This window comes from Polaribacter sp. IC073, assembly GCF_007997075.1.
Taxonomy (GTDB): Bacteria; Bacteroidota; Bacteroidia; order Flavobacteriales; family Flavobacteriaceae; genus Polaribacter.
Map to the genome: position 1 here is coordinate 325705 of NZ_VORS01000002.1, position 25818 is coordinate 351522.

Consider the following 25818-nt stretch of genomic DNA (forward strand, 5'->3'; position numbering starts at 1 on the left):
AACAGTGAGGTATTCATGATGAATTAAAACTTTACTATTAGCCACCAGACAACCTATTGATCAATAGATTGAGATCGAAAACCAATCAACTCTCCGTCTTCAAAATTTGGTGAAATCTCAATAGGGTTGCAACAAACTTCACAATCTTCTATGTAGGTTTGCTCTCGGACGCTGGCGTCTAAAATCATAGAGATTTCTTCCCAACAATGCGGACATTGAAAAAAATGTTCTTGTTCCACTATTCTTTTACTTTTAAAACTAATTTTCCGTTCTTTTCTCCAGAAAAAAGTTTGTTATACGTTTCTTGAAAATTTTCTATGCCTTCATAAATATCTTCTCTAGATTTTAGTTTTCCTTCTTGTAACCAAATACCCATTTCTTTCGCTGCTTTTTCGAAATATTTTGAATAATCTGTAACCACCATACCTTGCATGGTAGAGCGGGTTACTAATAATGATAAATAATTACTTGGCCCATTAACTTTATGTTTGTTGTTGTATTGTGAAATAGCACCACAAAGAACTACTTTAGCATGCATTCTTAATTTACTTAAAGCAGCGTCTAAAATTACACCACCAACATTATCAAAAAAGACATCAATTCCTTTCGGACATTTCTTTTTTAAAGCAGAATAAATGTTTTCATTCTTATAATCAATTGCAGCATCAAAGCCCAATTCATTTTTTATATAATCGCACTTTTCTTGTCCACCAGCAATACCAATAACGGTACAGCCTTTTATTTTTGCTATTTGACCAACAATAGATCCTACAGCTCCTGCTGCTCCAGAAACCAAAACAATGTCTCCTTCTTTTATTTTTCCAACTTCTAATATCCCGAAATAAGCCGTCATCCCTGGCATTCCTAAAGTTCCTAAATACATTGGCATCGAAGCCAGTTTCTCATCAACTTTTAACCAACTATGTCCATTAGAAACAGAATATTGTTGCACTCCGCCCCAACTGGTAACGCAATCTCCAATTTCAAATTTAGGATTATTGTTATTTTTAATCACCTTTCCAATAGCACCAGCACGCATTACATGTTCTAATTCTACGGGCGGAATGTAAGATTTTGTATCATTCATCCAGCCACGCATTGCAGGGTCTAAGGAAACATAATGGTGTTCAATTAAAATTTCTCCTTCTTCTAACTCAGGAATTGTTTGTGTTTCTAGCTTCCAAGTAGTTTCATCAGGAAAACCTTTGGGTCTATTTTTTAAGATGATTTGTTTGTTCTTCATAAGATTGATAAGATTACTTAAAAATAAGAATATTATTAATAATTTAAAAGTTCTTTAATGGCTTTTTCTAATCGATTTTTTCCTAAATATTGTTTTTCTAAATTAGGTTCAAACGGAATTGGAGTTTCTAAACTCGCGACTCTTTTTACAGGCGCATCTAAATATTCAAAACAGTTTTCGTTTACTAATGCTGAAATATCACTAGCTATTCCGCCAAAAAGAGAATCTTCTTGCACAATTATAACTTTACCGGTCTTTCTTACAGAAGTATAAATGGTCTCGGTGTCTAAAGGTTGTAAAGTTCTTAAATCGATAACATCTGCAGAAATGGAGGTGTTATTTTCTAAGCATTCTAATACCCAATGAATTGGCGCTCCGTAGCTAATAATAGTCACATCACTTCCTTCTTTTAGAAGTGCTGCTTTGCCAATTTCTGTTGTAAAATAATTTTCAGAAACATCATTATAAACAGCGCGATACAATGCTTTGTGTTCGAAAAATAAAACAGGATTCGGATCATTAATGGCAGCAATTAATAAGCCTTTTGCATCTTGAGGAAATACGGGATACACTACTTTTAAACCCGGTGTTTTTGTAAACCAAGCTTCATTTGTTTGACTATGAAAAGGGCCAGCACCAACGCCAGCACCACAAGGCATTCTTATTACAATATCTGCATTTTGTTGCCATCTGTAATGAGATTTTGCCAATAAATTTACAACCGGATTAAAACCAGAGGAAACAAAATCTGCAAATTGCATTTCTACCACAGCTTTTATTCCGTTTACAGACAAACCATAGGCTGCAGCAACAATGGCAGATTCACAAATTGGGGTATTTCGAACACGTTCTTTTCCGAATTTTTCTACAAACCCATCTGTTATTTTAAAAACACCACCATATGCTGCAACATCTTGTCCCATAATAATTAAGTCATCATGTTTCTCCATAGACTGAAACAATCCTTGAGAAATAGCATCAACAAAACGAATATTTTTCTTTTCTGCTGCAGGTTTTATTTCTTCAAATAAATGTTCTTTAAAAACATCTTTTAACTCTGTTTCTAAATCTGGTACAATCTTTTCTTCGTTATACGCTTTTTCTAGATGCTCATTTATTTCTAGCGTAATTTCATTTTTATAAGCGGTCTCAATTGCATCCGTTAGAATATTTTCTTCTTTTATAAACTCTTTAAAGTTTTCTAGAGGGTCTTTTTCTGCCCAAAAATCTAAGGTTTCTTGCGGTACATATTTTGTGCCACTCGCCTCTTCATGTCCGCGCATTCTAAAGGTTTTAAACTCTAGTAAAATAGGTCTCGGTTTTTTACGTATGCTTTCTGCTATTTCGGTCACCTTTGCATAGACTTCTAAAATATTATTTCCGTCTATGATAAAACTTTCCATTCCGTATCCAATCCCCTTATCTGCAATGTTTTCGCAATTAAATTGCTCTGAAGAAGGTGTAGATAAACCATAGCCATTATTTTCTACACAGAACAAAACAGGCAAGCTCCAAACAGAAGCTATATTTAACGCTTCATGAAAGTCGCCTTCACTTGTACCTCCTTCACCTGTAAAAACTGCACAAATTTTACGATTCTTCTTTAATAAGTTTCCTAAAGCAATTCCGTCTGCAATTCCTAATTGTGGTCCTAGATGAGAAATCATGCCCACAATGCTATATTCTTGCGTACCAAAATGAAAACTTCGATCTCTACCTTTAGTAAAGCCGTTCATTTTTCCCTGCCATTGTGAAAAAAGTCTGTATAAAGGAATGTTTCTTGTAGTAAAAACACCTAAATTTCTGTGCATTGGTAAAATATATTCATCATCATACAAAGCAGCCGTAAGTCCAACAGAAATAGCTTCTTGACCAATGCCAGAAAACCATTTAGAGATTTTTCCTTGCCTTAGAAGAATTAGCATTTTTTCTTCTATCATGCGAGGTTTTAGCATGTTTCTATAGAGTGATAATAATTGTTCTTTTGGTATAGAGTTTGTGATAAATTTAATTTTATTAGACATAAATTATAAATTTCATAATGATAACAAACTTAATGAATCAAAAGTAAAATCCATAAAAAAATCCTTACCATTTTACGGATAAGGATGTATATAAAAATATGAATATTTTAAATGCTACAATTCTTTAAAAATTGCATGCATCATTCTTTTTTTATCATTAATGCTTTCTTCTAAAGCAATCATTGTTTCGGTTCTATTTACTCCAGGAATATCATCTATTTCGTATATAATGTCTTTAGCATCATTGGTTCCTTTAGCTCTTACTTTACAGAAAATATTGTATTTACCAGCGGTTACATAAGCAACTGTAACGTTAGATATGTTTCTTAAATTTTCTATAACGCTTTGTGTCATAGATGTTTTTTCTAGGTAAACACCAACATGCGCTATAAAAGAATACCCCATTTTTTCGTAATTTAGTGTTAAGGTAGAACCTTGAATAATACCTTCATCTTCCATCTTTTTAACACGCACATGAATTGTTCCTGCAGATACTAATAATTGTTTTGCAATATCAGTAAATGGTGTTCTTGCGTTCTCTATTAAAATGTCTAAAATTTGATGATCAATTTCGTCTAAAGTAAATTTCTTCATAATTTATATATTATTCAATTATATGTGCAAATTTATGATTTTAATTTAAAAAAACAATAAAAAAAGTGAGAAATAACTAATGTTTTTAGCTTTCGAAAACGATTTCGTAGTGTCCAATTTTGCCTTTTAGGCTTTCATCTTCAATTTTAACTAATAATGAAATTAATTTATCATCAATAATTTGATCTTTAAATTGAAAAGCAATGTCATTCTCAGAGTTTGGATATCGATGCATAACATCGTAAAAAACTTTGTCGTTATTAGGTATCTTAAAATAGTCTTTATATGTGCTAAAGTCTGTTGATTTTGCGATATGATAAATTCCTTGTAAAATGGAGAAAAAAGTATATTTTCTAGATGCTTCTCTTGTATAGTCTTCTGGGTAATGACCAGATTCTATTAAGATTGTATTATAGCCCAATTTCTGAAAATTGTCTCCCGTTGCTGTTGGATAAAACTCGTCTGTATATCTACCCACATAATTAGGTATGGTGTTTTGCAACATCGCATTCATGGCTACAATAACATTCATGGTTTCTTTTCTGCCTTTTGTTAATGCACGCGTTTCTTCTTCTGATGGTGCTAAAAAAGAAATAGTAGCAGGGTTTTTAGTGCTTGCTACATTAAAAATAGTTCTTTGGTCGTGTAGATTAAAACAAAACTGTGGCTTAAATTCTTCTAAAACACTGCGTAAAAGTTTACTTTCTTTTGCTTTTCTATCTACAGCATCTCTATTTAAGTCAATATTGTTACCGTTAACTCTTGTGTATTTTTCTGCTCCATCCGGATTTAACATCGGAATAAAAACAAGTGTACAGGCTTCTAAAATTGTTTGTAGTTCTTCTTTAGGTGAATTTAAAAAACAGTTAAATAGGTCGAATAATGCTTTTGTACCCGTACTTTCATTACCATGCATTTGAGACCACAATAAAATCTTCTTTTTCCCCGTACCAATTTTTAATTGATAAATAGGTGTTGCTTGTTCGGAAGTACCTATTTGAGTAATTGTAAATTTAGATTTATATTTTTCAAATACGTCTTTAATGTCTTTAAAGCGAATCCATTTTCCAGAAAGAGCAACTTCCTTTTGTTGTTTAAAAATTGCTTCTAAAAAATCTATCTGTAGTAAACTCATAATTGGTTGTTGTAAAATCTGCTGTAAAAATAAACGAATCACATTTGTAATCAAACTAAAATGTTACAATTGTAAATTACGTAAACATTACATTTGTAAACAATTGATTCGATTAATTCAGGTACATTTGTAAACTTTTTAATTACACTTAGTTTGTTTTAACATAGATAGTAAATATAGTATAAGACACCTCTATAGTAGCGTTATAAATAACTGTATTTAAGTAACTTGTATTGTTTTATTAAAGTTTTAGTTTAATGTTTTTTTTATCTTTTTTAATTAAAACAAGATTTAGCATTGTGGTTGTAATGATAAGTTTTACATTTGTAAAACAGTAAATAGTTACAATGATAAACAGTGAAGATTTTACTAACAGACTAAAGAAACTAATGGAACACCATCAACTTTCGGCATCTACCTTTGCAGACAAAGTGGGCGTGCAACGTTCTAGCATTTCTCATATTCTATCTGGAAGAAATAAACCCAGCTTAGATTTTATTCTAAAAGTGACTTCAGAATTTAAAGATGTAGACATTCATTGGTTGTTAAAAGGGAAAGGTGTTTTTCCTACTATTGATGTTTCAGCAAAAAATAGTACTACTTCTGCTCCTTCTATATTTAAGACCAATTCTGAAAGTAGTGGCAAAAAAATACAACGTATCGTCGTTTTTTATTCTGATGGTACTTTTGATGAATATCAGAAATAGTTAGAAAAACCAGTTTCAAAACAAAGTTTTCTTTTTTAGCTTAGATTTCGTTAAATAGTATATTTTAGTACGTATGAATAAAATTGATATTCGAACTGTAAATGTTGTGCAATATTTACAACCTTTAAGAGAAGGTGGTTCTTTACCAGCAATTGTAAAAGCTGATGATGGCTTTCTGTATGTTTTAAAATTTAGAGGAGCAGGACAAGGAAAGAAAGCATTAATTTCAGAATTTATTGGAGGTGAATTGGCAAGAGCCATCAACTTAAATGTACCAGAATTGGTTTTTATGAATCTAGACGATTCTTTTAGTAAGACAGAACCCGATGAAGAAATTCAAGATTTACTAAAATTTAGTGTTGGTTTAAATTTAGGTTTACACTTTTTATCTAGCGCAATTACGTATGATCCTTTGGTTTCTAAAGTAGATTCTTTAACAGCTTCTAAAGTGGTAATTCTAGACAGCTTAATTAGCAATATTGATAGGACAGCAAAAAACACCAACTTGTTAAATTGGAACCATGAATTATGGGTAATTGATAATGGTGCTAGTTTGTATTTTCATCACAATTGGCAAACTTGGGAAAGCCATTTGACAAGAACTTTTCCATTAATTAAAGACCATGTGCTTTTACCAAAAGCAACTTCTTTACTAGAGGCTTCCACAGCAATAAAACAGCTTATAAATATGGATGTTATAACAGAAATCATTTCGAACATTCCTGAAGATTGGTTATTGAATGAAGTCGATTCTATGAGTCCGATTGAAATGAGAGCTGCATATATTGCCTTTTTAAATGCAAAACTTGCTATGATTGATACATTAGTTAAAGAAGCAGAAGATGCAAGATAAAGTTACATTCGAATATGCAATTATTAGAGTTGTCCCCAAAGTAGAACGCGAAGAATTTTTTAATGTTGGAGTGCTTCTTTTTTCTAAGCGAAAGAAATTCTTAGCTGTAAAATATCATATCAATCCTGATAAATTAAAAGCACTAGCACCAGAATTAGATGTCGCTGTCTTAAATGATTATTTAAATGCTTGGAAATTAATTTGCGAAGGAAAAGCTGCTGGAGGAAAAATTGGAGCATTTGAAATTTCTGATCGTTTTAGATGGCTTGCAGCTTGTAGAAGTACCATTATACAAAGTTCTAAAACACATCCTGGTTTGTGCGAAAACCCAGAAATAGAATTACAAGAGATCTTTGAAAAATTTGTTTTATAAGAAAAGTACTTTCTAAAACAGGGGCTTTTCCCCTATTCAATTCCCGAGTAAAAAAAGCTAATTTAGCTACCAGTTTAAAGAACAGGTGAAAAAAGTTCAAATATGTGTTCATTTTATCCAAAACTGAAATTCAATTTTAAGTTTAAAATTGAATAATTAAGATAGTTGTTCTTTTAAAATAGTTATAATTATGAAAAAAAAGACCTTATTACTAATACTAATTTTAGTATCTACTTTTGTATTTTCTCAGAATAAACAAGGAGGAAATGATCTGATTTCTGGCATTGATATCATTATTAAGAAAAACCCAGGAAGTCAACCAATAGTTAATAAAGAAAATAATCCTCTAATTTCCCAAATTAATAAATCTGAATTTGAGTATTTGAATTTAAAAGCGAGGGAAGTCCAAAATAATTTTGCGAAACAAGACTTGTCTAAGTTAAAAACAAAAGAAGAAGTACTTAAGGCATATATTACTTACTTATCTATTGAAATAAAGGAGTTACAAATTAAAATAAATGCAAACAATAATTCCTTAGAACAACAATCATTGCGAAGAAGAAAGGCGAAACAACATATAATTTTACCAGATCCCAAAACTAAAAATTAAAATAGTGTTACCTAGTAAATTAAGAATCAAAACACTATAAGATCACCTTCTTTAGACGAGATTATTTTCATATTTACGCTTCTAAACAACTTTCAATTAAATTACTTTGCAAGGTTATTCTTGGAACTTTAAAATCAAAATAATTTTCTAACGGAATTTCAAATCCTTTGTAATTTAAATAATTGTTTAACGCTGTATTTAATCCTTCACTATATAAGTGATGCTCTGCTCCTGTTGGATCTTCGTGATACAAATCATTCTCTGCAAATCCTTTAAACTCTGGACCAATAATATTTATTTCAAATGCATCTGGGTTTTTACCAACTGGACTGTGGCTTGTACAAGCAAACTGATGCCAAAAAGCAGATTGGATACAATTATTCTGAAATAACTGACGTACAACTTCCAAAGAATCAATGGTTTCTTGCGCTGTTTCCGTAGGAAAACCAAACATTAAATAGGCATGTACCATAATGTTTTCATCAGCAAAAGCTTTGGTAACTCTTGCAACTTGTGCAATATCTACTCCTTTTTTCATCTTCGCTAATAATCTGTCTGAAGCAACTTCTAAACCACCAGTAATAGCAATACAACCAGATTTAGACAATAAAGCACACAATTCTGGTGTAAATGTTTTTTCAAATCGAATGTTCGTCCACCAAGTAATATACACTTTTCTTTCTATGAGCTTGTTCGCCAATGCGCGCAACATTTTAGGTGGTGCAGCTTCATCCACAAAATGAAAACCGGTAATACCTGTTTCTGATATTATCTTTTCAATTTTATCAACCAAATCATCGGCTGTGGTATTTTGATAATTGCTAATATAATCTAGATTAACATCACAAAAAGTACATTTTTTCCAATAGCAACCGTGAGAAATGGTGAGTTTATTCCATTTTCCATCAGACCACATTCTGTGCATCGGATTCATGACATCTAAAAAAGACAGGTACTTTTCTGTAGGCAAACCTATATAACTTGGTGCTGGTAAATTTTTATGATGAAATATAGTGTTAGGAATTTTATTGGCATAAACAACTTTATGATCTCTACAGATATAGGTTCTTTCTAAAGCGTCTTCCTCTATTTTACCAGCTAAAAACTCGGTAATTCTTAATAACGGACCTTCACCGTCATCTAAAGTTATAAAATCTACAAAATCGAAAATTCTAGGATCCGACAAACGTCTTAATTCTGTATTGCAATAACCACCACCCATTCCTATTTTAATGGTAGGATATTTTTGTTTTATAAATTGCGCACATCGCAAAGCAGAAAATAAATTCCCTGGAAAAGGAATTGTAAAACAAACTAAATCATACGTTTCTTGTTGTAATTTCTCATCCAATAAATACAACATTTCATCTTCTACCAACGTTGTTTCAAACTGCAAACATTCATCAAGCGTATCAAAACTAGAAGCGGCTCTTGCTATTTGTTCTGCATAGCGTGTAAAAGAGAAAAATTCATCAACATTTATATTTATAAAATCGCCTAATTCTTCTACAAACAAGGTTGCAATATGTTTGGCTTTGTCTAGAATACCTAGTTTACCAAACTCCGTTGTTAAGTCTTTGTCTAATTTAATTCTTCTGTGACCGTGCGGTAAATAATCTTTATGTACTATTTGATACGCAGCAGTAACTTCTTGCACGCGTAAATAGTTCATTACAGAATCTACCTTATTTATATACTCTTCCTTTTGATTCCAAACCAAAGGCAACTCTTTATTGCCAAGCATTGCTGCTTGTTTAAAAATAGCATCTATAAATTCTTTGGTAAACACTGTGGTAAATAACTCGATACTTAAATCTAATTGGGTTGCTTTTACACCTTTAGAATCTAAAAAACCTTTAATGTATGCAGTTGCAGGATATGCTGTGTTTAGCTGTGTAAAAGGGGGTGTTATTAAAAGTGTGTTTATAGACATAGATTATTTGAAAAAAGTGCAAAGATAGGTTTCCCTAAGTAATTTTTAACGGAATTATAAAACTCTTTAGATTTCATTTTAGAATGAAACAGGCTATTTTTTATCTTGAATTTCTCTCAAAAAAAGATAACTTCGCTAACAACTTATAAATATCATTTCAACAGTTTACTAATGTTGTTAAAGTATAATTTTAAGATATAATGAAAATAGTATTATTCCTTAATAAAGACCTTGAAGCTAATATTGCTTTTAATTTACTGAAACCCGCACTTTTAAAACATCGTGTTAGAATCTATTATTCTGATACAGTTGGGAACCCGAACAATAAGCCGTCTGATTTAATAAAGTTAGAATATTTTGAAAAAGGATTCCTTTTTAATGAATTACCAAAATTTATACATAAAAAGAATATTGAACATACTTTCGAATTTTTTGATAGTAGTTTTCATACTTTTCCATTTGAGAAATCTCCTAATGTTAATTCTATAGAATTTATAAATGAAATGAAAAGTTTTAGTCCAGATTTATTTATTTCGATTCGCTTTGGTAAAATTTTTAAGAATGAAATTATCCAAATCCCTAAAAACGGTTTAATAAACCTGCATTCAGCAATCTTGCCAGACTACAGAGGAATTATGGGAACTCTACATGCTCTTAAAGATGAAAATAACAAAATTGGATGTACGCTTCACACAATACCAAATAGCGGAATTGATACTGGGGAAATAATTGAAATTGCTAAAATTGATGTGGATCGTGAAAAATCTCTCTTTTGGAATATTGTTTTACTCTATCCTTTAGGAACGGAGCTAATACTTAAAAATTTAAAAATAATTGAAGGTAATAACTTCCTTAAAACTGAAAAACAAAACTTAGAAAAAGGAAATTATTTTTCTCTACCAAACAAAAGCGATTTTGAACAAATTAAGGGCTTAGGAATGGAAATTATTTCACCAAAAGATTACTTAAATATTCTGACTAGTTTTGTCTTCAAAAATTTATCTAAAATAGAATTTCAACAATTACAAAAGTACGTACAGAACGGCTTTGGTAATCTTAAAGAATAGAGAGGTTTGTTTTATTAGGAAGATTTTTTTTTAAAATACTTCCTGTTATTTAATGAAGAATATTTTAGTAAATGCAATCCTTTAAATATAACATCTCAACTACTCTATAACATGGAGAGAATATATAATAAGGTTCTTTTAATTTACAAAGTCATACTAAAACTCTCACCCTTTAGTTATTTTTTCTTATTAAATAAAAACCAAACCAATACCTCATTTGTTCTTAGAAATAACAACTGGTGGCTAAAAATCACCAATAAATAAGCAAATACATTTTGAGGAGCTAAACTTTTTCCGTTTGTTAAATACACATAATTGATATTGCCTTGCGTATTCATCTTAATAAAATTAAACTTTTTTCCTTTAGCTGCCCTAATGGCCGTTTGCAAGAAGAGCTATTCCTGCAGTTGTTGGTTTTACGACCATTAGTAATAGCTCTTATTTTTTTTAACTATTTTACAATCCATAAAGGGACTTCCATGTCCTGGTTAAAAAGCTCTTCTGTAACGCTTCCTATAAGCAAGGAAGAAAAAGTGTTTCTCCCTTTATCTCCAACAATAATAAGATCTACCCCAGAGTCTTCAGCTTTTGATATTAGTTTTTCTGCAATACCAATATCTCTACCTAAAATAATTTCTGAAGATAAGTCTCCTTTAAATGCAATTCTTTTTATAAATTTCTCGTATTTTTCCTTCAAGTGACTCTCTATCTTCGAATCTAGATGTTCTTTTGGAATGTAAGGAGAGAATTGCAACGGTACATTGTATATGTGTATTGCCTTCACTTTTGCAGTAGTTGTTTCTTGTAATTTTTCAGCTACTTTAAAAACCTTATTAGAAGCATTAGAAAAATCTGTTCCTGCCCAAATGCTAGTAATCGCAGGTGTTGTATCTTTTGGAATGGACAGAATGTTGCATTTGAGTAGACGTAGTAACTTTCCGCTAACTACACCTGTACCTCTAGATTTATTTTTATTTCCGATTAAAGCGAGCTGAATTACATATTTATCAACAATATAATTAATGAGAGATTCAGAATAAGGATCTTCTGAGATTAGTACTTCCCATGGTACTGAAGATGTGAATTTTTCTGTTATTTTTTCATTTAACTCATCTCCAATTATTTCGTCAAGATTAATATCCTTTAATTGTTCTTCAAATAATTCTGAGATTTCATATTTTTTAATATTATGCACAAAATACACTTTTTCAACCTCAAGGGATGCTGCAATAAAGGATGCATACTCAATTAAGGTGTTGTCAATATCTGAAAGGTCTAAAGCAACCAATATGTTTTTTATTTCAGTCATTATTCGAATTATTTAGTATTGTTTTCCTTATTTATATTTCGTTTTTTAACGATGGTAGAAACTATTTCCTCATAATTTTCTAGTTCTTTTTGAGACTCTCGTTTTTTTAGTTTCCGCATATCTTCGCTTAAACCTTTGTACAGTGAAAAGCACATGACTATTAAAATTATAGCAAAGGGTAAACCGGTTACAATAGTAGCTGTTTGAAGTGCTTGTAACCCACCACCTATAAGAAGAACAGCTGCAACACCACCTTCTGTAATTGCCCAAAATATTCTTTGCCCTACAGGCGCATCTATTTTACCTCCAGTGGTTAAACTATCAACTACCAAAGATCCAGAATCTGAAGAAGTAACAAAGAATCCTGCAATTAAAATTATGGCAATAATATTAAGAATAAATGCGAAAGGATAATCTTCTAAAAATACAAACAACGCAGTGGCAACATTATCATTCACGGCATTTACAATAGCATCATTTCCAAGAATCGCTTCATTTATTGCAGTGCTTCCAAAAGCTGAAATCCATAAAAAAGTAACAACAGAAGGTACTAATAAAACACCCAAAATAAACTCACGTATGGTACGTCCTTTGGAGATACGAGCAATAAACATTCCTACAAAAGGAGACCATGCAATCCACCATCCCCAGTAAAAGATAGTCCAAGCATTTTGCCAATTAGAACCGGTGTAACTTTCTGTCCAGGTAGAAATTTCAAGTAAACTAGATAAGTAATTCCCGGTATTTTGTACAAAAGATTTAAAGATAAAGATGGTTGGTCCTAATATTAGTACTATCAGTAGAAATAGCACTGCTATTCTCATATTCCATTCACTCAAAACTCTCACTCCTTTATCTACTCCCAAGACTACTGAAATAGTAGCAATTAAGGTGATTCCTCCAATTAAAATAACTTGAGTTAAGACACCGCTATCTATTCCAAAGAGGTGATGTAATCCTGCAGCAATTTGTTGCACACCCATACCCAAGGAAGTTGCTAGACCAAATAAAGTGGCTAGTACAGCAAAGATGTCTATAGCATCTCCAATTTTCCCATAAATTTTATCTCCTAAAAAGGGATAAAAAACAGATCTAATAGTAAGTGGAAGTCCGCGAGAATATGTAAAATACGCCAGAGACAACCCTACAAGTGCATATACTGCCCAAGCATGCAAACCCCAGTGCAAAAATGTAAATTTCATAGCTTCTTTAGCGGCTTCGGCAGTTTCACCTACTGCCATCGGAGGACTTAGAAAATGATAAATAGGTTCTGAAATACTCCAAAACAACAACCCAATTCCCATTCCTGCGCTAAATAACATCGCAAACCAAGAAAGGGTTTTAAATTCGGGTTTTGCAGTTTGTCCTCCTATCCTTAACTGCCCAAATTTACTAAAGGCCAAATAAATCATAAATATTAGAAACACATTTACGCTTAATATAAAAAACCAACCTGCCTTATTTGCTACAAAATTTTGAATTGCTGTAAATTGTTGTTCAGCCTTGTCTTTAAACATCAAGGTTAATGTTATAATGATGATGATAGTAATTGCAGAGGTGAAAAATACAGGCCCATTCACGTCCAATCCAAAAATGGATTTTTTTTCATCACTTCTTATAATTTTCTTGGCCATAATAATTTTGTTTTTAATTATAATTTAATTTTTATAAGAGTTTTAAATCTTCTTTAATAAATACTAAAAATAGTACCCAATATTAATATTAAATCTTGCTTCCCATTTGGCATCAGAATTTCCTTTTGCAAAATCGTCTACAAAATTGCCACCCAACCAAGAGTGATTATAACCAGCTGCATAATCAAAATAGGTATATACATTTCCGGCAGAAACTAAAACTCCTGTAACATTCATATAGGAGTCTGTAAATTCGGATATATTTTTCTCCATATAAGCAAAATCGTTATAAAACTGCAAATTTGTAATAGGCCCAAATTTTACGGGAACGTTTCTAGAAAACCCTAAACTATACATCTTAAAATCGGCAGCAACCTGATAAGGAGCTCCATAAGCAGCCATAGAAATTACATCTCTAGTTTCTCCCGTGGCATTTTCCGGATTGTGAGCAGCAGTAATAAATTGTGCTTTTACATTCCATTTTCCTTTGTTTAGTTCGTAATGAATGGCAACTGCAGAGTGATCTCCTACTTGTTCGGTATCTAGATTATACAAGCCCCCGTATTGAACAGAAGCCCCGAGTCTGCTTGCAGATTTTTCTCCAAATTTGTAAAGAAACTTTCCGTTGAATTGATTTATTTCTTTATTTCTTCCTGCAACGTCGTACGAGTATCGGCTTGGAGAAACTTCTGTATTGTTACCAAATCTCAATTCTTCTGCATTTTTAAAGAATGCCAACTGATATTCAAAGGTATCACCTGTATGCATGTACTTGATACCCATGTCGTGATCATCTTCCATTCCTACATAATACGTCAGGTTAAAAAACCAGTTATGAGAATTATATTGTTGAATTCCAAAAGGAACTTGTGTTAACCCCAACTGAACTTGATTTTTTTCACTAAAGTTGTAACCTAGCCAACCTTGTTTTAGCATTCCACCTCCAAAACCCTCTGAATATAACCGATACTCAACATTTAGCTTGATTCCTTTGTAAGCTCCTTTCGCATTTATTCTGAACATATCGTAACCAAAATCACCACCACGTTTTTTTTGACCGTCTTTCCAAGAAGACAAATTATAGTTAAAACGCAGTGCCCCACCAATTTTGATCTCTGGCTTATCTTGCGCTTTTACAGAAAAAAGTAGCAGAAATGATAAGGTTAAAAAGTATAAAGTTTTTGAAAATTGTAAGCACGTAATTAGTTTTGTCATTATTTTAAATTCAACAAATTATAGGAAAATTTAGAGTGTCTATTTTAGAAAATAAACAAGGTATATACATAATATAATTTTAAGATTAAGGTAACACCTTGTTAGTCAATGTTTAGCGATTATCTTAAAAATGCAAATATATAATACTTTTAAGAAGTAAGCAACAAAAAAGGAGTTTACTCGGATACGGACTAGTAGTAGACTAAAAAATATAAAGATCACATTATCAAGTAATAAGGTATTTAATCAGACAATGATTATGTGTTAATAGTTGAAATTTAATTGCTGATTATTCTAACGAATGAGAATAAAAATAAGACTTCTGTTGTAAAAAGTACAGAAACTTAAGAAATTGATTTGATTAGGGTATAAAAATAATGATTTATATATTCTGTTATTTTCTACAACAATTTTTTTAATAAATATTTCGATATAGGACTTAAACAGCAATATTTATTTAATAACTTTTATTGACGATACAATCAAGAACCTTATAATAATACCGTCATTTCTTCTTTTACAATTACATTATTTCGCTCTTTATTAAAATTGGTACTTATTTTATACCCTGCCTTTCCTTCAATTTTAAGAAATAGTATTCGATATTGTTTCGATAACACCAAGTGCAGCTCTTTCACCAGAAATCATAGCTGCATTTAAAGATCCATTTAACTGGGCGTCTCCTGCTAAAAACACCTGCGTTGTTAAACGAGTTTCAGATGGCAGCATTTCATATTGTAAGTTAGTAAGTTTTGGCAATGCCATTGGTATTTTATACCGTTTTATAAATGTACAAGAATCAATACTGCAATATTCTTTGAGTTCTTTTTTTACTTCTGCTACAAGTTTTTCTTCTGAAAGGTTTTTAGAATCTATAATGGTTACAGATAATAATTCTTTATCTGTTTTGGTAACTGTTTTTAAACTTGTATGGTAAAAAATATTATTTATTAATGTATTTTCTTTAGGAATAAGACCAATCAATTTCTTCTGAATGATTCTGTTTTCTGTTTCGAAATATAACGTGTCACAAGATTTCCAATTGGTAGCTTGATTTTTTAAGTTTGAAATTAAATTACTTGCATCTGCGGTAATTATCGAAAAATGACTTTCTAGTTTTTCTCCATTAGTAAGAGTTACTATTCCATCTTTTATAGCTGCAACTTTTGTATTGAATAGGAAAGTTGTGTTATTTAGATTTTGTTGCAACTGATTAGGAATTGCCTGTATTCCTGCTTTCGGAATTGCAGCATCTCCTTCACCAAACATTTTATAGACAAACTCAAACATTCTGCTCGATGTTTCTAATTCTGATTCTAGAAAAATACCACTAAAAAAAGGTTTGAAAAATTCTGAAATCATTTTATCTGAAAAACCATAATTTTTTAAATACGAATGGGTAGATTGTTCTTTATCAGTAAAAATAGATGCTACCTTTTTTTTCTTTAGGTAACTGTTCAGTTTTAATATTTTAAGCTTGTCGGAAAAGTTTCCAATTCCAGAAAATAGTGTAGAAAACAACAAAGAGAAATCTCTTAAAGGGTCTCCAATTATTTTTTGTTCCTTATTTTTAAAAATGGAAGCTCCCGGTAAAAAACGTTGCAATTCTAACGATTTAAAATCGAGGTATTTTTGAGCTGCAGGATATGCCGTTAGTAAAACTTGAAAACCATGATCTAATTGAAATCCATTTACAATATCGGTCTTTACTCTTCCACCAACTGTATCTGTAGCTTCTATAATAACAGGTGAAAAACCATTGTTTTCTAAAACTCTAGCAGCTACAAGACCACTAACACCAGCACCAACAATATGTATTTTATACTCTTTATTAATCATGTATTTTACTTTTAATCCTTATATAAAAGATATCACCATCAAATTTACATTAATACTTGTATAAAAAAAAGACTTAAAATATAATTTTAAGTCTTTTTAAGAATTGAAAAATGGTATTTAAAATTAGATTTAATCTATAAATTCATATTCAAACTCCCACCCTTTTTGTGTTTTTTTCTTATCAGATAAAAACCAAACCAATACATCATTTGTATTAGAAATAACTACTGGTGGCTTAGAATTTCCACTAAATTTAGCAAATATGTTTTTAGGTATTAAGCTTTTACCATCTGCTAAGTAAACATAATCAACATTTCCCTGTGTATTCATCTTAATAAAATTGAACTTAATTTTTTTCCCTTTAGGTGCTGTAATTTGCCATTTACAAGAAGATTTATTACTATAGTTATTGGTTTTACTACCATCACTAACTGTTCCTTTTTTATCATTTAGATAGGTAATATCTCTGCAATATAAAGTTGTAGAATCTATTGTTTTTGCGGCATAAGAAATTGTAAATAGATCTTTCTTCTTAAGTTTGCCTAATGTCTTAATAGAAAATGTTTTATTTGGGATAAATATTTTTTCTGGTATTTTTTCAAACGAGTACTTTTTCCAAAGTGTATCTTTTAGAAAAATATGAAAACTTTTTTTAGATTTCTTTTTTACATGGTTAACATTTGGTTTTATTAAATAACCTTCTAAACTTACCAAAGAATTCACTTTTAATAATTGATTATTATTTTGATTGGTCCAAATTAAAGTTGCTTTAGATTTTGTAAAATCTTGATATTCTAAAGGTTTTTCTAATGCAATTAGCGCCCTTTTTACATTAACACTTCCTGCACCTAATAAACCCTTAAAATTAATATCTTTTGAATTTAATATGGCTGAATTAGTTAAAATTGTTTCACATTCTTCTGAAGTTAATAACGGATTTTTAGTTTTTAAAATAGCAATTACACCTGCTACTATTGCAGAAGAAGCAGAAGTTCCGTTTTCATGAAAATAAGCATTGTCTTTTGATGGATGTGCTCCTTTTACATAAACAGCAGGAGCCGTAACCACTATATTATCGCCATAATTAGCTTCTTTATATTTTTTTAAATTAGCACCAATTCCTGAAACAGCAATTACTTTATTAAAATTTGCAGGATATAGAACTTTGCGTTCATTAAAATTACCCGCTGCAGCAACAATAATTATACCTTTAGCATAAGCCTCTGCTATAATATTTTTTTCTTGCAAAGTAACATTACCACCACTCCAAGAAAGTGAAATAATATCTGCACCGTTATCTATAGCATACTTAATTCCTAAATACCCTTTTCTTATGGCACTATTAATAGCTTTATCTTCTAAAACCTTAATTGGCATAATTTCTACAAGGTTCTCTGCCTCTTTACCATAATGTAGTTTTACAATTTGGGTAATTATACTGGCAACCCAAGTTCCGTGATAAAAAATTGCTTCTTTACCAACTTTTATACTTACATCATTATCATTATCTGCTATATCCCAACCATAAGCATCATCTACATACCCATTACCATCATCGTCTAAAAAATTACCTGGTATTTCATTTTCTAACTTATGCAAAAATGGTTTGATAGATTTATGCGAAAGTGAAAAAGCATCATCTATTACTGCTACAGTAATTTTATGTAGCTTTTCTTTTTGTATTTTATTTTTTGGTATTTCTAACATATCAAAAGCCCATAAATCTGATAGATTTGTGGACTTTTGAGCAGTAATATTATTTATAATAAAAATACTATTAATAAAAATAAATACTATTATTTTTTTATTCATAAGTAATTGTATGGGTATGAGCTGGTATTATAATTGTTTCACTACCACCTCTTTGTCCTAACCTAATATTAGACAAACCTGGACCAGAACCTTCGTGGACAGCTGTTCTACCTCTTAAATCTGGTAATCCAAATGTAGATCTACCATCTCCACCATAAGTAGTACCTATTAAAGAAAATAATGCTTGATATGAGCTAATAGGTAGTAGTTGCCCATCGCAAAACGCCCAACCTCTGGGAGCAAAGTTACCTGCAAAAATCATTATTTCTGCTATAAAAGGCTCAGCACTACTTCTACTAGGAAATATACCTTGCAAAGCAATTACATAATTTACAGCTAAATAAGGATCTCTAGATTGAATTTGTTGTGCTGCTATTGTATTTATTACAGGGCTTTTTGCAACCCAATTTGTACCATCATTTGTAATTAAATCACCATTGCTTCCTGTTGGTAAAGCCAAATCATCTCCATCAACTCCTGCAGCCCCAGTATCTCCTGTTTCACCTTTAATTCCTTGAGCTCCTGTTGCTCCGGTATCTCCTTTGTCTCCAGTTTCTCCTTTAATACCTTGCATTCCTGTTGCTCCAGTTTCTCCTTTTAAACCTTGTATTCCTGTATCTCCTTTCTCTCCTGTTTCTCCAGTTTCTCCTTTAATTCCTTGAACTCCTGTTGCTCCAATATCTCCTTTGTCTCCAGTTTCACCTTTAATACCTTGCATTCCTGTTGCTCCGGTATCTCCTTTGTCTCCAGTTTCACCTTTTAAACCTTGAGTTCCTGTTGCTCCAATATCTCCTTTGTCTCCAGTTTCACCTTTAATACCTTGAACTCCTGTTGCTCCAATATCTCCTTTGTCTCCAGTTTCACCTTTAATACCTTGAACTCCTGTTGCTCCAGTATCTCCTTTGTCTCCAGTTTCACCTTTAATTCCTTGAGCTCCTGTTGCTCCGGTATCTCCTTTGTCTCCAGTTTCACCTTTTAAACCTTGAGTTCCTGTTGCTCCAATATCTCCTTTGTCACCAGTATCTCCTTTGTCACCAGTTTCACCTTTTAAACCTTGTATTCCTGTTGCTCCAGTATCTCCTTTGTTACCAGTTTCACCTTTTAAACCTTGAATTCCTGTTGCTCCAGTATCTCCTTTGTCTCCAGTTTCTCCTTTAATTCCTTGAGTTCCTGTTGCTCCAATATCTCCTTTCTCTCCAGTTTCACCCTTTAAACCTTGAGTTCCTGTTGCTCCAGTATCTCCTTTGTCTCCAATTTCACCTTTAATACCTTGAACTCCTGTTGCTCCAGTATCTCCTTTGTCTCCAGTTTCACCCTTTAAACCTTGAACTCCTGTTGCTCCGGTATCTCCTTTCTCTCCAGTTTCACCTTTTAAACCTTGAATTCCTGTTGCTCCAGTATCTCCTTTGTCTCCAGTTTCACCTTTTAAACCTTGCGTTCCTGTTGCTCCAGTATCTCCTTTCTCTCCAGTTTCACCTTTTAGACCTTGCGATCCTGTTGCTCCGGTATCTCCTTTCTCTCCAGTTTCACCTTTAATTCCTTGAGCTCCTGTTTTAGAATCTCCAGAAGATAATGCATATAAAGCAAAAGGAACACTTAATAATTCGCTTGTCGCAATAATTGTATAATTAGAACCTCCGTCTATATCTATTTCAGATTTAATATAGAAAGGACCATTTGCCCAATTAATCTCTTTAAAAATAGTTGATGGATTATTACCGTTACCAATATTAACACTCATTAAACCATTCATGTTGGTGTCTATGGCATGTGTTTCTGAATAAACACTCGAACCAGATTCAGATCCTTGTAGAATACTAATCTGTAAACCTATTGGTAATTCTTTAATTAACTTATTATCTGCATCTCTTACAATAGCTTGGTAACCGATTTTATTAGGACTTTGACTAAATACATTTGCTGTAATTAAAAAGACTGTTAATAGAAAGTATATTTTTTTCATTTTTTAACTATTTTGAATATTTGAACTAAGTTTTGGTTGTTGATTATTTTTAAAAAATAAAATCCGATTGCTTTATTTTTCATTGAAATTAAAGAAAGTGAAGAATCAATAGTACTACTATCTACCATGGCTCCTTTAATATTATATAATTGATATTTTAGACTACCTTTTGTAAAGTTGTTCACTTTAATATTTAAAATATCTTTAGTAGGATTCGGAAAAGGTTGTATTAACTGAACAATGCTATTATTGTCTGCATTTAATACTTTAAAAACTTCATAAGGTTGTTGTATACTAGTAGAAATTGAAGATTTACCTGATGAAGATGTAACGTTATTTATTATTTGACCGACGGAATAACTTACTTGCCCGGTATTATTTTTACTTTCCCCATAGCTAGATAGCAATACATTTTGTGCAGATATATTAAATGCAAAAAAAAGTACCAACACAAGGGGATAAAAGTGCTTGTTACTGTAAAATTTGAGGTTCATTTTTAAATAGTTTTTTAATTATTATTAAGTTAGGTGCGCTAAAAATAATTAAAAAATCTACTCTAAAACTACTTATACTTAGTTAGTTAAAAAAAACAGGTATTTATACCTGCTTTTTTTTAACCTTATTTAATGATTTGTTAATACTTGTAAATTACAAGTAATACATTATTCTAAAAGCAGTGATTATTATGTTCTTGATATTTAAAAAGTTAAAGTATTCTTTCTAAATATATATAAGTATATGTGAAGAGATTATAATAAACCCATCATTCCTTCTTTTACAATTGCAATATTTCTTTCTTTATTAGAATTATCACTTTTTTCTTGATCTTTAATCATAGTTCTCATTAGATTAATAACCACTTTATCGAAACTAAATTTCTTGTACTGATTTCCTTTAACAACCATATCTTCTACCAAATTCTGAATTGCTACTATATTATTACTCTTAGAAATCATCTTAAAAGCTTTTTCGTATAATACTTTTGTAGTGCCATCACCAGCTAAAAACATTCCAGAAACCACACTTTTTGCAATAAAAGGCAATTCTGTTTCGTCATTCGATTCTATAAAAATCTTAGTTAATGGTGTTGCTAAAATTTTTCTTATTTCGTCTGGTAATTCTTTAGACTTTTTTATTGCCAATTCTTTATCTACATAATACGTGGCAACTAAAGACTTTCCTATAACGGCATACGATTCACTCTCTAACCCTTTAACAAATAGTGGCTTTAATTCTGGATCTGTTAATTTCCCTAAAGTCTCAATTGCTGCAGCTTGCACTAATGTTTTTTTATCAGAATTTGCGACTTTCATAATTTTATCAATCGCATCTTTTTTAGAGAATTTATTAATTAAATCGATTTTTTCTAAAGCTAAAATTCTAATTTTATGAGAAGAATCATCCAAGGCACTTACTACTGCATTAAAAGCATCTTTATCCTCTTGTTTTTTTACAACTTCTAACAAAGCTTCTCTTCTGTGCGCATAATTCTGAGCATTTTTCAATTGAAAAATATAATCACTTAACACTTTATTCTCATTAATTTCCGCCAATAAAACCCCGTCTGCATTTACTTGAATTAAAGTAGGTTGTGTTTTAAAATCAAATGTGAATGAAGCGTCATTTTTTTCAATAAAAACAGTTTCTCTTCTTCTCTTATTTCCTTCAAAAATATCTAAGGTTAAAGGGAATTGAAAGTTTTCTGCTTGTAATTGCTGAATATTTACAGTTACTGTTTTTCTTAGTTTGTTATAATCGTAAGAAACATCAATTTTTGGATGATTTGCACCAAAATACCACTGGTTAAAGAACCAGTTTAAATCTTTGCCGGTTACTTTTTCAAATACCAAACGCAATTGATGGGCTTCTGCAGCTTGGTATTTATATTTATTTAGATAGGTTTTTAGACTTGCAAAGAAAGCTTCATCACCAACATAATTACGTAACATATGTAAAATAGCGCCACCTTTATTATAGCTCACCAAATCGAACATGTCTTCTTTGTCTAAATACTCAAAACGGACTAATTTTTTACCAGCTTCTTGTCCGTCTAAATACATTTTCTTGTTTTCAAACATCTGCATTTCTGCAGCTTCTTGTCCGTATTTATATTCTTGCCATAAGTACTCGCTATAATTAGCAAAAGACTCGTTTAAAGTTAAATTAGACCAGCTTTCTGAAGTTACTAGATCACCAAACCAATGATGAAACAATTCATGAGCAATGGTGTTTTCATGTGTGTTCTCATCAATTAACTGCCCTTTTGTTTGGTAGGCTTGTTCTCCGTGAACCACCGCTGTTGTGTTTTCCATTGCCCCAGAAACATAGTCTCTTACTACAATCTGGCTATATTTATTCCAAGGAAAAGCTACCCCTAGTTTTTCTGAGAAAAATTGCATCATTTCTGGTGTGTTTCCAAAAATATCTTTCGCATACTTTGCATATTCCTTTTCTACGTAATAATCTACATCAATATCTTTATAGGTGTCTTTTATAATTTCAAATTCACCAACACCTAAAAAGAATAAATAGGGTGCGTGTTTCTGATTCATTTTCCAATAATCTGTTCTGTTTGCACCGTTTTTAGTCTGACTAATCAATGCACCATTGGAAAGTGTTACATATTTATTAGGAACGGTCATGTAAATCTCTTGCGTTGTTTTCTGGTTCGGAGCATCAATTGTAGGAAACCAACAACTGCTTCCTTCGGTTTCTCCTTGCGTCCATATTTGTGTCGGCTTATTTTTATCTGCACCTTCGGCATTTATAAAATACAACCCTTTTGCATCTGTAATTGCAGCACTCCCCTTTTCTTTTACTTTTTCTGGTCTTGCGGTGTATTTTATATAAATGGTAAATTCTTCTTCTTTTGTATATTTCTTCGGAAGTTTTACTGTGATTTTATAATCGTCATAATCATAATCTAGTTTATTTCCAGCTAAAGAAACCTCATGAATTAACATGGCTTTTGCATCTAAGGTAAATAGATTTGTTGCATAAAAGTGAGGTTTTGCAGTGATCCAAGCTTCACCATTTAATTGTTTTTCGGTAAAATTGAAATCAACTTTTAATTTGGTATGAATTAAATTGTGCGTTTTTTCTCTTTCTGCTTTATAAATTAAGTTGTTTTGAGAAAAACCAATGGTGGTAATTGCCACAAAAAGAACTAGGATCCAATTTTTAATCTTCATAAATAATGTTTTCTTCTAGCTTCAAAAATACTAAATATGAAGATAGAACTTGTTAATGAGCAGTTAAATTCAAAAAGTATACCAAATTGTACTGAAACCTAAGAATACAACTGGTTTACTTCTCATTACAAAGAGGAACTTAAAAAGTAAAAGCCTCAATTTCAAAAGAAATTGAGGCTTTTATATCTTAAAAACGTGCGTTTTACTTGTTAAACATTTTAGAGAATTGTTTTAATGAGTCACTATCTCCATCAATAGCTGCACTATTTAATAGCTGTATTATTTGTGCAGGATTCATGTTTTCGCCTAATATCCTAGCAACTCCTACTCCGGCTTCGTCTCCATATCCAAAAGCAATAACTTCATCTATAGCATCTGTATCTCCAGAATAATAAATATTTATATTCATGCCTTTTACCTTCATAGACATTAAGCTTTTGTAAGTATCATTGTCTGTGAAAATATTTTTAAGTTTCCCTTTTTCTAATTCATAAGCAGCTGTGTTTTCTGCTGTTTTAGGTAAAAAAGCGACATTTATTTTCTTGATACTTTTAATGGTTTTCTTTACTTCTTCAGAAACAGCTGCTTTTACAGGAAGTACAGAACTTACTGGCAAATCGCCCGTATAAAAGCCCTCTTTACCGCTGGTATCTACTAAGTAGCTTTGTAATGATTTTTCATTTTTACATGAAGTTATCATCAAAATTAACGTTAATATCGAAAGTATTTTTGTTATATTTTTCATTTGGCTGGTTTTATAAAAGTAGCGTCAGATTTTTTAAAACCTGACACTACCTGTTGTTACTTGCTCTTTTTAGTAAAAGTATCTGCTAAATCAGACATTTTATTAATATCAATGTTTCCTGTTAAAGAAATAATCATTGCTTCAGACATTCCATTTGTTCTCTTATCAATTCCTTTAATAAACATTAAAACTTCACTTACAAAATCTTTGTTCTTTGTAGATTTTACATAGATCTTAACGCGCGTATCATCTTCTTTAATTCGCATTAATTGTGTTAAGTTTTGTTTTTTTATAGAAGAATTTACCATGGTCTCCATTTTGTCTGCAATAGCTTTGTCTTCCGTAGAAAACATTTTAAATTCTTTTAAATCTTTTATCATTTGAAAGACTTGCATTTCTTCGCTATCTTTAAATTTTTCTGGACTAAATTTAGACAACAATTCAAAAGCATCTTTGGTAACAACTACCATGTCTACGCCATCTAATTCTTCTAAAGAATCGAATAAGGACTGTGCGCTAGTTACCATTGAAGTAACAATGAACGCTATTAATAGGATTATTTTTTTCATAATTTCTGTATTTACTCGGTTTTACTCTTTTTTTACTTGGTTTTATTTTAATATTTTATTTACTGTGTTTTCATAAGTATATAAAGTGGCTACAGCTTGTTCTCCTTTTTTTAAGTTTTTAGATAACAATTCTAGCCCTTTACTTACTTGCGCATAAATTATTTGCGCTTCTTTTCTTTGTTGATTTTTGTCATATTGCTGTTTGCCAACAAATACGCCTAACAACAATACTACCGATGCTGCTACAGACAACCATTTAAAGTTGCTCTTTTTAGAGTTCTTAGTTTCTAACTTTAAGGTTTTTGTAAACGTTTCATCTTTTGCAATCGCAAAATAATTAAACATACTTTCATATTCTTGCAAATGTGGTGCAACATTCCCTGCTGTAAAGTAGTTTTTCAAGGTTGTTTCTTCTTGCAAAGAAGTTTCTGCGTTTAAATATTTTTCTACTAATTTTTCTATGTTAGCTAACTCCATAGTTGTGTTTTTTAGTTAATTCTTCTCTAATTGTTTTTCTTGCCCTAGACAATGCAACTCTTACTGCTGTTGGTTTCATCTCTACCATTTTACAGATTTCTTCAAAATCATATTGCTCAATATCTCTTAATTGAATAATAACTTTTTGTTGCTCGGGTAACTTTTCTATCAATTGGTGTACTTGGTTTACACTATCTCTATACTCCAGTTTCTTGTCTAAAGACGTTTCTTTTTCTTGATAATTACTGTGTATTAATGTTAAATTACTTGCTTGCTTCGATTTTAATCTATCATAACAATAATTCTTCGTCATTGTCATTGCAAATGCTTCAACATTTTTATAATCAGCAATTTTTTCTTTGCTTCTCCACAATTTAAAAATCAGTTCTTGAGTAGCATCTTCAGCTTCTTCTGTAGAAACTAACAATCTTTTTGCTAATCTAAAGACCTTATCTTTAAATGGTAAAACAACTTTTAAAAAGTCTGATTGGTTCATTTAGGTTTGGTTGATTAATTTATAAACGA

Annotated in this window: 23 protein-coding genes and 1 pseudogene; 5 read left to right on the forward strand and 19 right to left on the reverse strand. The window is 31.2% G+C overall.

The features are described 5' to 3' along the window. Positions 1–53 precede the first annotated feature (53 nt). From ES045_RS04300 to ES045_RS04320, 5 genes are all read right to left on the reverse strand, one after another. A complete protein-coding gene (locus ES045_RS04300) occupies positions 54–239 on the reverse strand; it encodes a CPXCG motif-containing cysteine-rich protein (protein ID WP_223267181.1) in 186 nt (61 codons plus the stop codon). Then, complete coding sequence (locus tag ES045_RS04305; RefSeq protein ID WP_147112931.1) at positions 239–1243, reverse strand: NADP-dependent oxidoreductase; 1005 nt, start codon at positions 1241–1243, stop codon at positions 239–241. The genes ES045_RS04300 and ES045_RS04305 overlap by 1 nt, the downstream gene beginning before the upstream one ends. Positions 1244–1278: 35 nt before the next feature. Beyond that, positions 1279–3267: a thiamine pyrophosphate-dependent enzyme gene (locus tag ES045_RS04310; RefSeq protein ID WP_147112933.1), complete on the reverse strand. Its 1989-nt coding sequence runs from the start codon at positions 3265–3267 to the stop codon at positions 1279–1281. A gap of 114 nt (positions 3268–3381) precedes the next feature. Beyond that, a complete protein-coding gene (locus tag ES045_RS04315) occupies positions 3382–3861 on the reverse strand; it encodes an Lrp/AsnC family transcriptional regulator (RefSeq protein ID WP_147112936.1) in 480 nt (159 codons plus the stop codon). A gap of 85 nt (positions 3862–3946) precedes the next feature. Beyond that, positions 3947–4996: a M14 family zinc carboxypeptidase gene (locus ES045_RS04320; RefSeq protein WP_189663026.1), complete on the reverse strand. Its 1050-nt coding sequence runs from the start codon at positions 4994–4996 to the stop codon at positions 3947–3949. Positions 4997–5343: 347 nt separating this feature from the next. Here ES045_RS04320 and ES045_RS04325 point away from each other — a divergent pair, with 347 nt between their 5' ends. The 4 genes from ES045_RS04325 (at position 5344) to ES045_RS04340 (ending at position 7539) form a co-directional block, all read left to right on the forward strand. Further along, complete coding sequence (locus ES045_RS04325) at positions 5344–5703, forward strand: helix-turn-helix domain-containing protein (RefSeq protein ID WP_147112942.1); 360 nt, start codon at positions 5344–5346, stop codon at positions 5701–5703. Between the two features lie 73 nt (positions 5704–5776). Further along, complete coding sequence (locus ES045_RS04330) at positions 5777–6556, forward strand: HipA family kinase (RefSeq protein ID WP_147112945.1); 780 nt, start codon at positions 5777–5779, stop codon at positions 6554–6556. After that, positions 6546–6929 (forward strand): DUF3037 domain-containing protein, encoded by a 384-nt coding sequence (locus tag ES045_RS04335; protein ID WP_147112947.1) that lies wholly within the window; start codon positions 6546–6548, stop codon positions 6927–6929. The genes ES045_RS04330 and ES045_RS04335 overlap by 11 nt, the downstream gene beginning before the upstream one ends. Positions 6930–7119: 190 nt before the next feature. Beyond that, the gene (locus tag ES045_RS04340) at positions 7120–7539 is read left to right on the forward strand and encodes a hypothetical protein (RefSeq protein ID WP_147112950.1); all 420 of its coding nucleotides are present in this window, start codon (positions 7120–7122) and stop codon (positions 7537–7539) included. 73 nt (positions 7540–7612) lie between these two features. Here ES045_RS04340 and ES045_RS04345 read toward each other — a convergent pair whose 3' ends face one another. Next, positions 7613–9472 carry a B12-binding domain-containing radical SAM protein gene (locus ES045_RS04345; RefSeq protein WP_147112953.1) on the reverse strand — a complete coding sequence of 620 codons (1860 nt, stop codon included), beginning with the start codon at positions 9470–9472 and terminating at the stop codon, positions 7613–7615. Between the two features lie 200 nt (positions 9473–9672). On the opposite strand from ES045_RS04345, the gene ES045_RS04350 reads away from it, so the two are divergent. Continuing rightward, on the forward strand, positions 9673–10539 hold the full coding sequence (locus tag ES045_RS04350; protein ID WP_147112956.1) for a formyl transferase: 867 nt from the start codon (positions 9673–9675) through the stop codon (positions 10537–10539). A 176-nt stretch (positions 10540–10715) separates the two neighbouring features. Here ES045_RS04350 and ES045_RS16320 read toward each other — a convergent pair whose 3' ends face one another. The 13 genes and pseudogenes from ES045_RS16320 to ES045_RS04410 all read right to left on the reverse strand — a co-directional run bounded on the left by ES045_RS16320 (position 10716) and on the right by ES045_RS04410 (position 25789). Next, positions 10716–10877 carry a hypothetical protein gene (locus tag ES045_RS16320; RefSeq protein ID WP_189663027.1) on the reverse strand — a complete coding sequence of 54 codons (162 nt, stop codon included), beginning with the start codon at positions 10875–10877 and terminating at the stop codon, positions 10716–10718. A gap of 113 nt (positions 10878–10990) precedes the next feature. After that, positions 10991–11848 (reverse strand): universal stress protein, encoded by an 858-nt coding sequence (locus ES045_RS04355; RefSeq protein ID WP_147112960.1) that lies wholly within the window; start codon positions 11846–11848, stop codon positions 10991–10993. An 8-nt stretch (positions 11849–11856) separates the two neighbouring features. Beyond that, positions 11857–13482, reverse strand: a complete 1626-nt coding sequence (locus tag ES045_RS04360) for a BCCT family transporter (protein WP_147112963.1) — start codon at positions 13480–13482, stop codon at positions 11857–11859. Positions 13483–13545: 63 nt separating this feature from the next. Beyond that, positions 13546–14697 carry a hypothetical protein gene (locus ES045_RS04365; RefSeq protein ID WP_147112966.1) on the reverse strand — a complete coding sequence of 384 codons (1152 nt, stop codon included), beginning with the start codon at positions 14695–14697 and terminating at the stop codon, positions 13546–13548. A gap of 585 nt (positions 14698–15282) precedes the next feature. Further along, positions 15283–16536, reverse strand: coding sequence for an NAD(P)/FAD-dependent oxidoreductase (locus ES045_RS04370; RefSeq protein WP_147112969.1), 1254 nt, complete (start codon positions 16534–16536; stop codon positions 15283–15285). Between the two features lie 129 nt (positions 16537–16665). Next, positions 16666–18348: a S8 family serine peptidase gene (locus ES045_RS04375; protein WP_147112972.1), complete on the reverse strand. Its 1683-nt coding sequence runs from the start codon at positions 18346–18348 to the stop codon at positions 16666–16668. Between the two features lie 7 nt (positions 18349–18355). Beyond that, positions 18356–18610, reverse strand: a pseudogene (locus tag ES045_RS16570) (phage tail protein); the annotation flags it as partial. 1697 nt (positions 18611–20307) lie between these two features. Next, positions 20308–20805, reverse strand: a complete 498-nt coding sequence (locus tag ES045_RS04385) for a T9SS type A sorting domain-containing protein (protein ID WP_147112978.1) — start codon at positions 20803–20805, stop codon at positions 20308–20310. A 255-nt stretch (positions 20806–21060) separates the two neighbouring features. After that, positions 21061–23502: a M1 family metallopeptidase gene (locus tag ES045_RS04390; RefSeq protein WP_147112981.1), complete on the reverse strand. Its 2442-nt coding sequence runs from the start codon at positions 23500–23502 to the stop codon at positions 21061–21063. A gap of 202 nt (positions 23503–23704) precedes the next feature. Next, positions 23705–24247 carry a DUF4252 domain-containing protein gene (locus ES045_RS04395; RefSeq protein WP_147112987.1) on the reverse strand — a complete coding sequence of 181 codons (543 nt, stop codon included), beginning with the start codon at positions 24245–24247 and terminating at the stop codon, positions 23705–23707. 56 nt (positions 24248–24303) lie between these two features. Beyond that, on the reverse strand, positions 24304–24816 hold the full coding sequence (locus ES045_RS04400; protein WP_147112991.1) for a DUF4252 domain-containing protein: 513 nt from the start codon (positions 24814–24816) through the stop codon (positions 24304–24306). A 42-nt stretch (positions 24817–24858) separates the two neighbouring features. After that, positions 24859–25293, reverse strand: coding sequence for a hypothetical protein (locus ES045_RS04405; protein WP_147112996.1), 435 nt, complete (start codon positions 25291–25293; stop codon positions 24859–24861). After that, positions 25280–25789, reverse strand: coding sequence for an RNA polymerase sigma factor (locus ES045_RS04410; protein WP_147112999.1), 510 nt, complete (start codon positions 25787–25789; stop codon positions 25280–25282). Before ES045_RS04410 ends, ES045_RS04405 begins: the two co-directional genes overlap by 14 nt. Between the last annotated feature and the right edge of the window lie 29 nt (positions 25790–25818).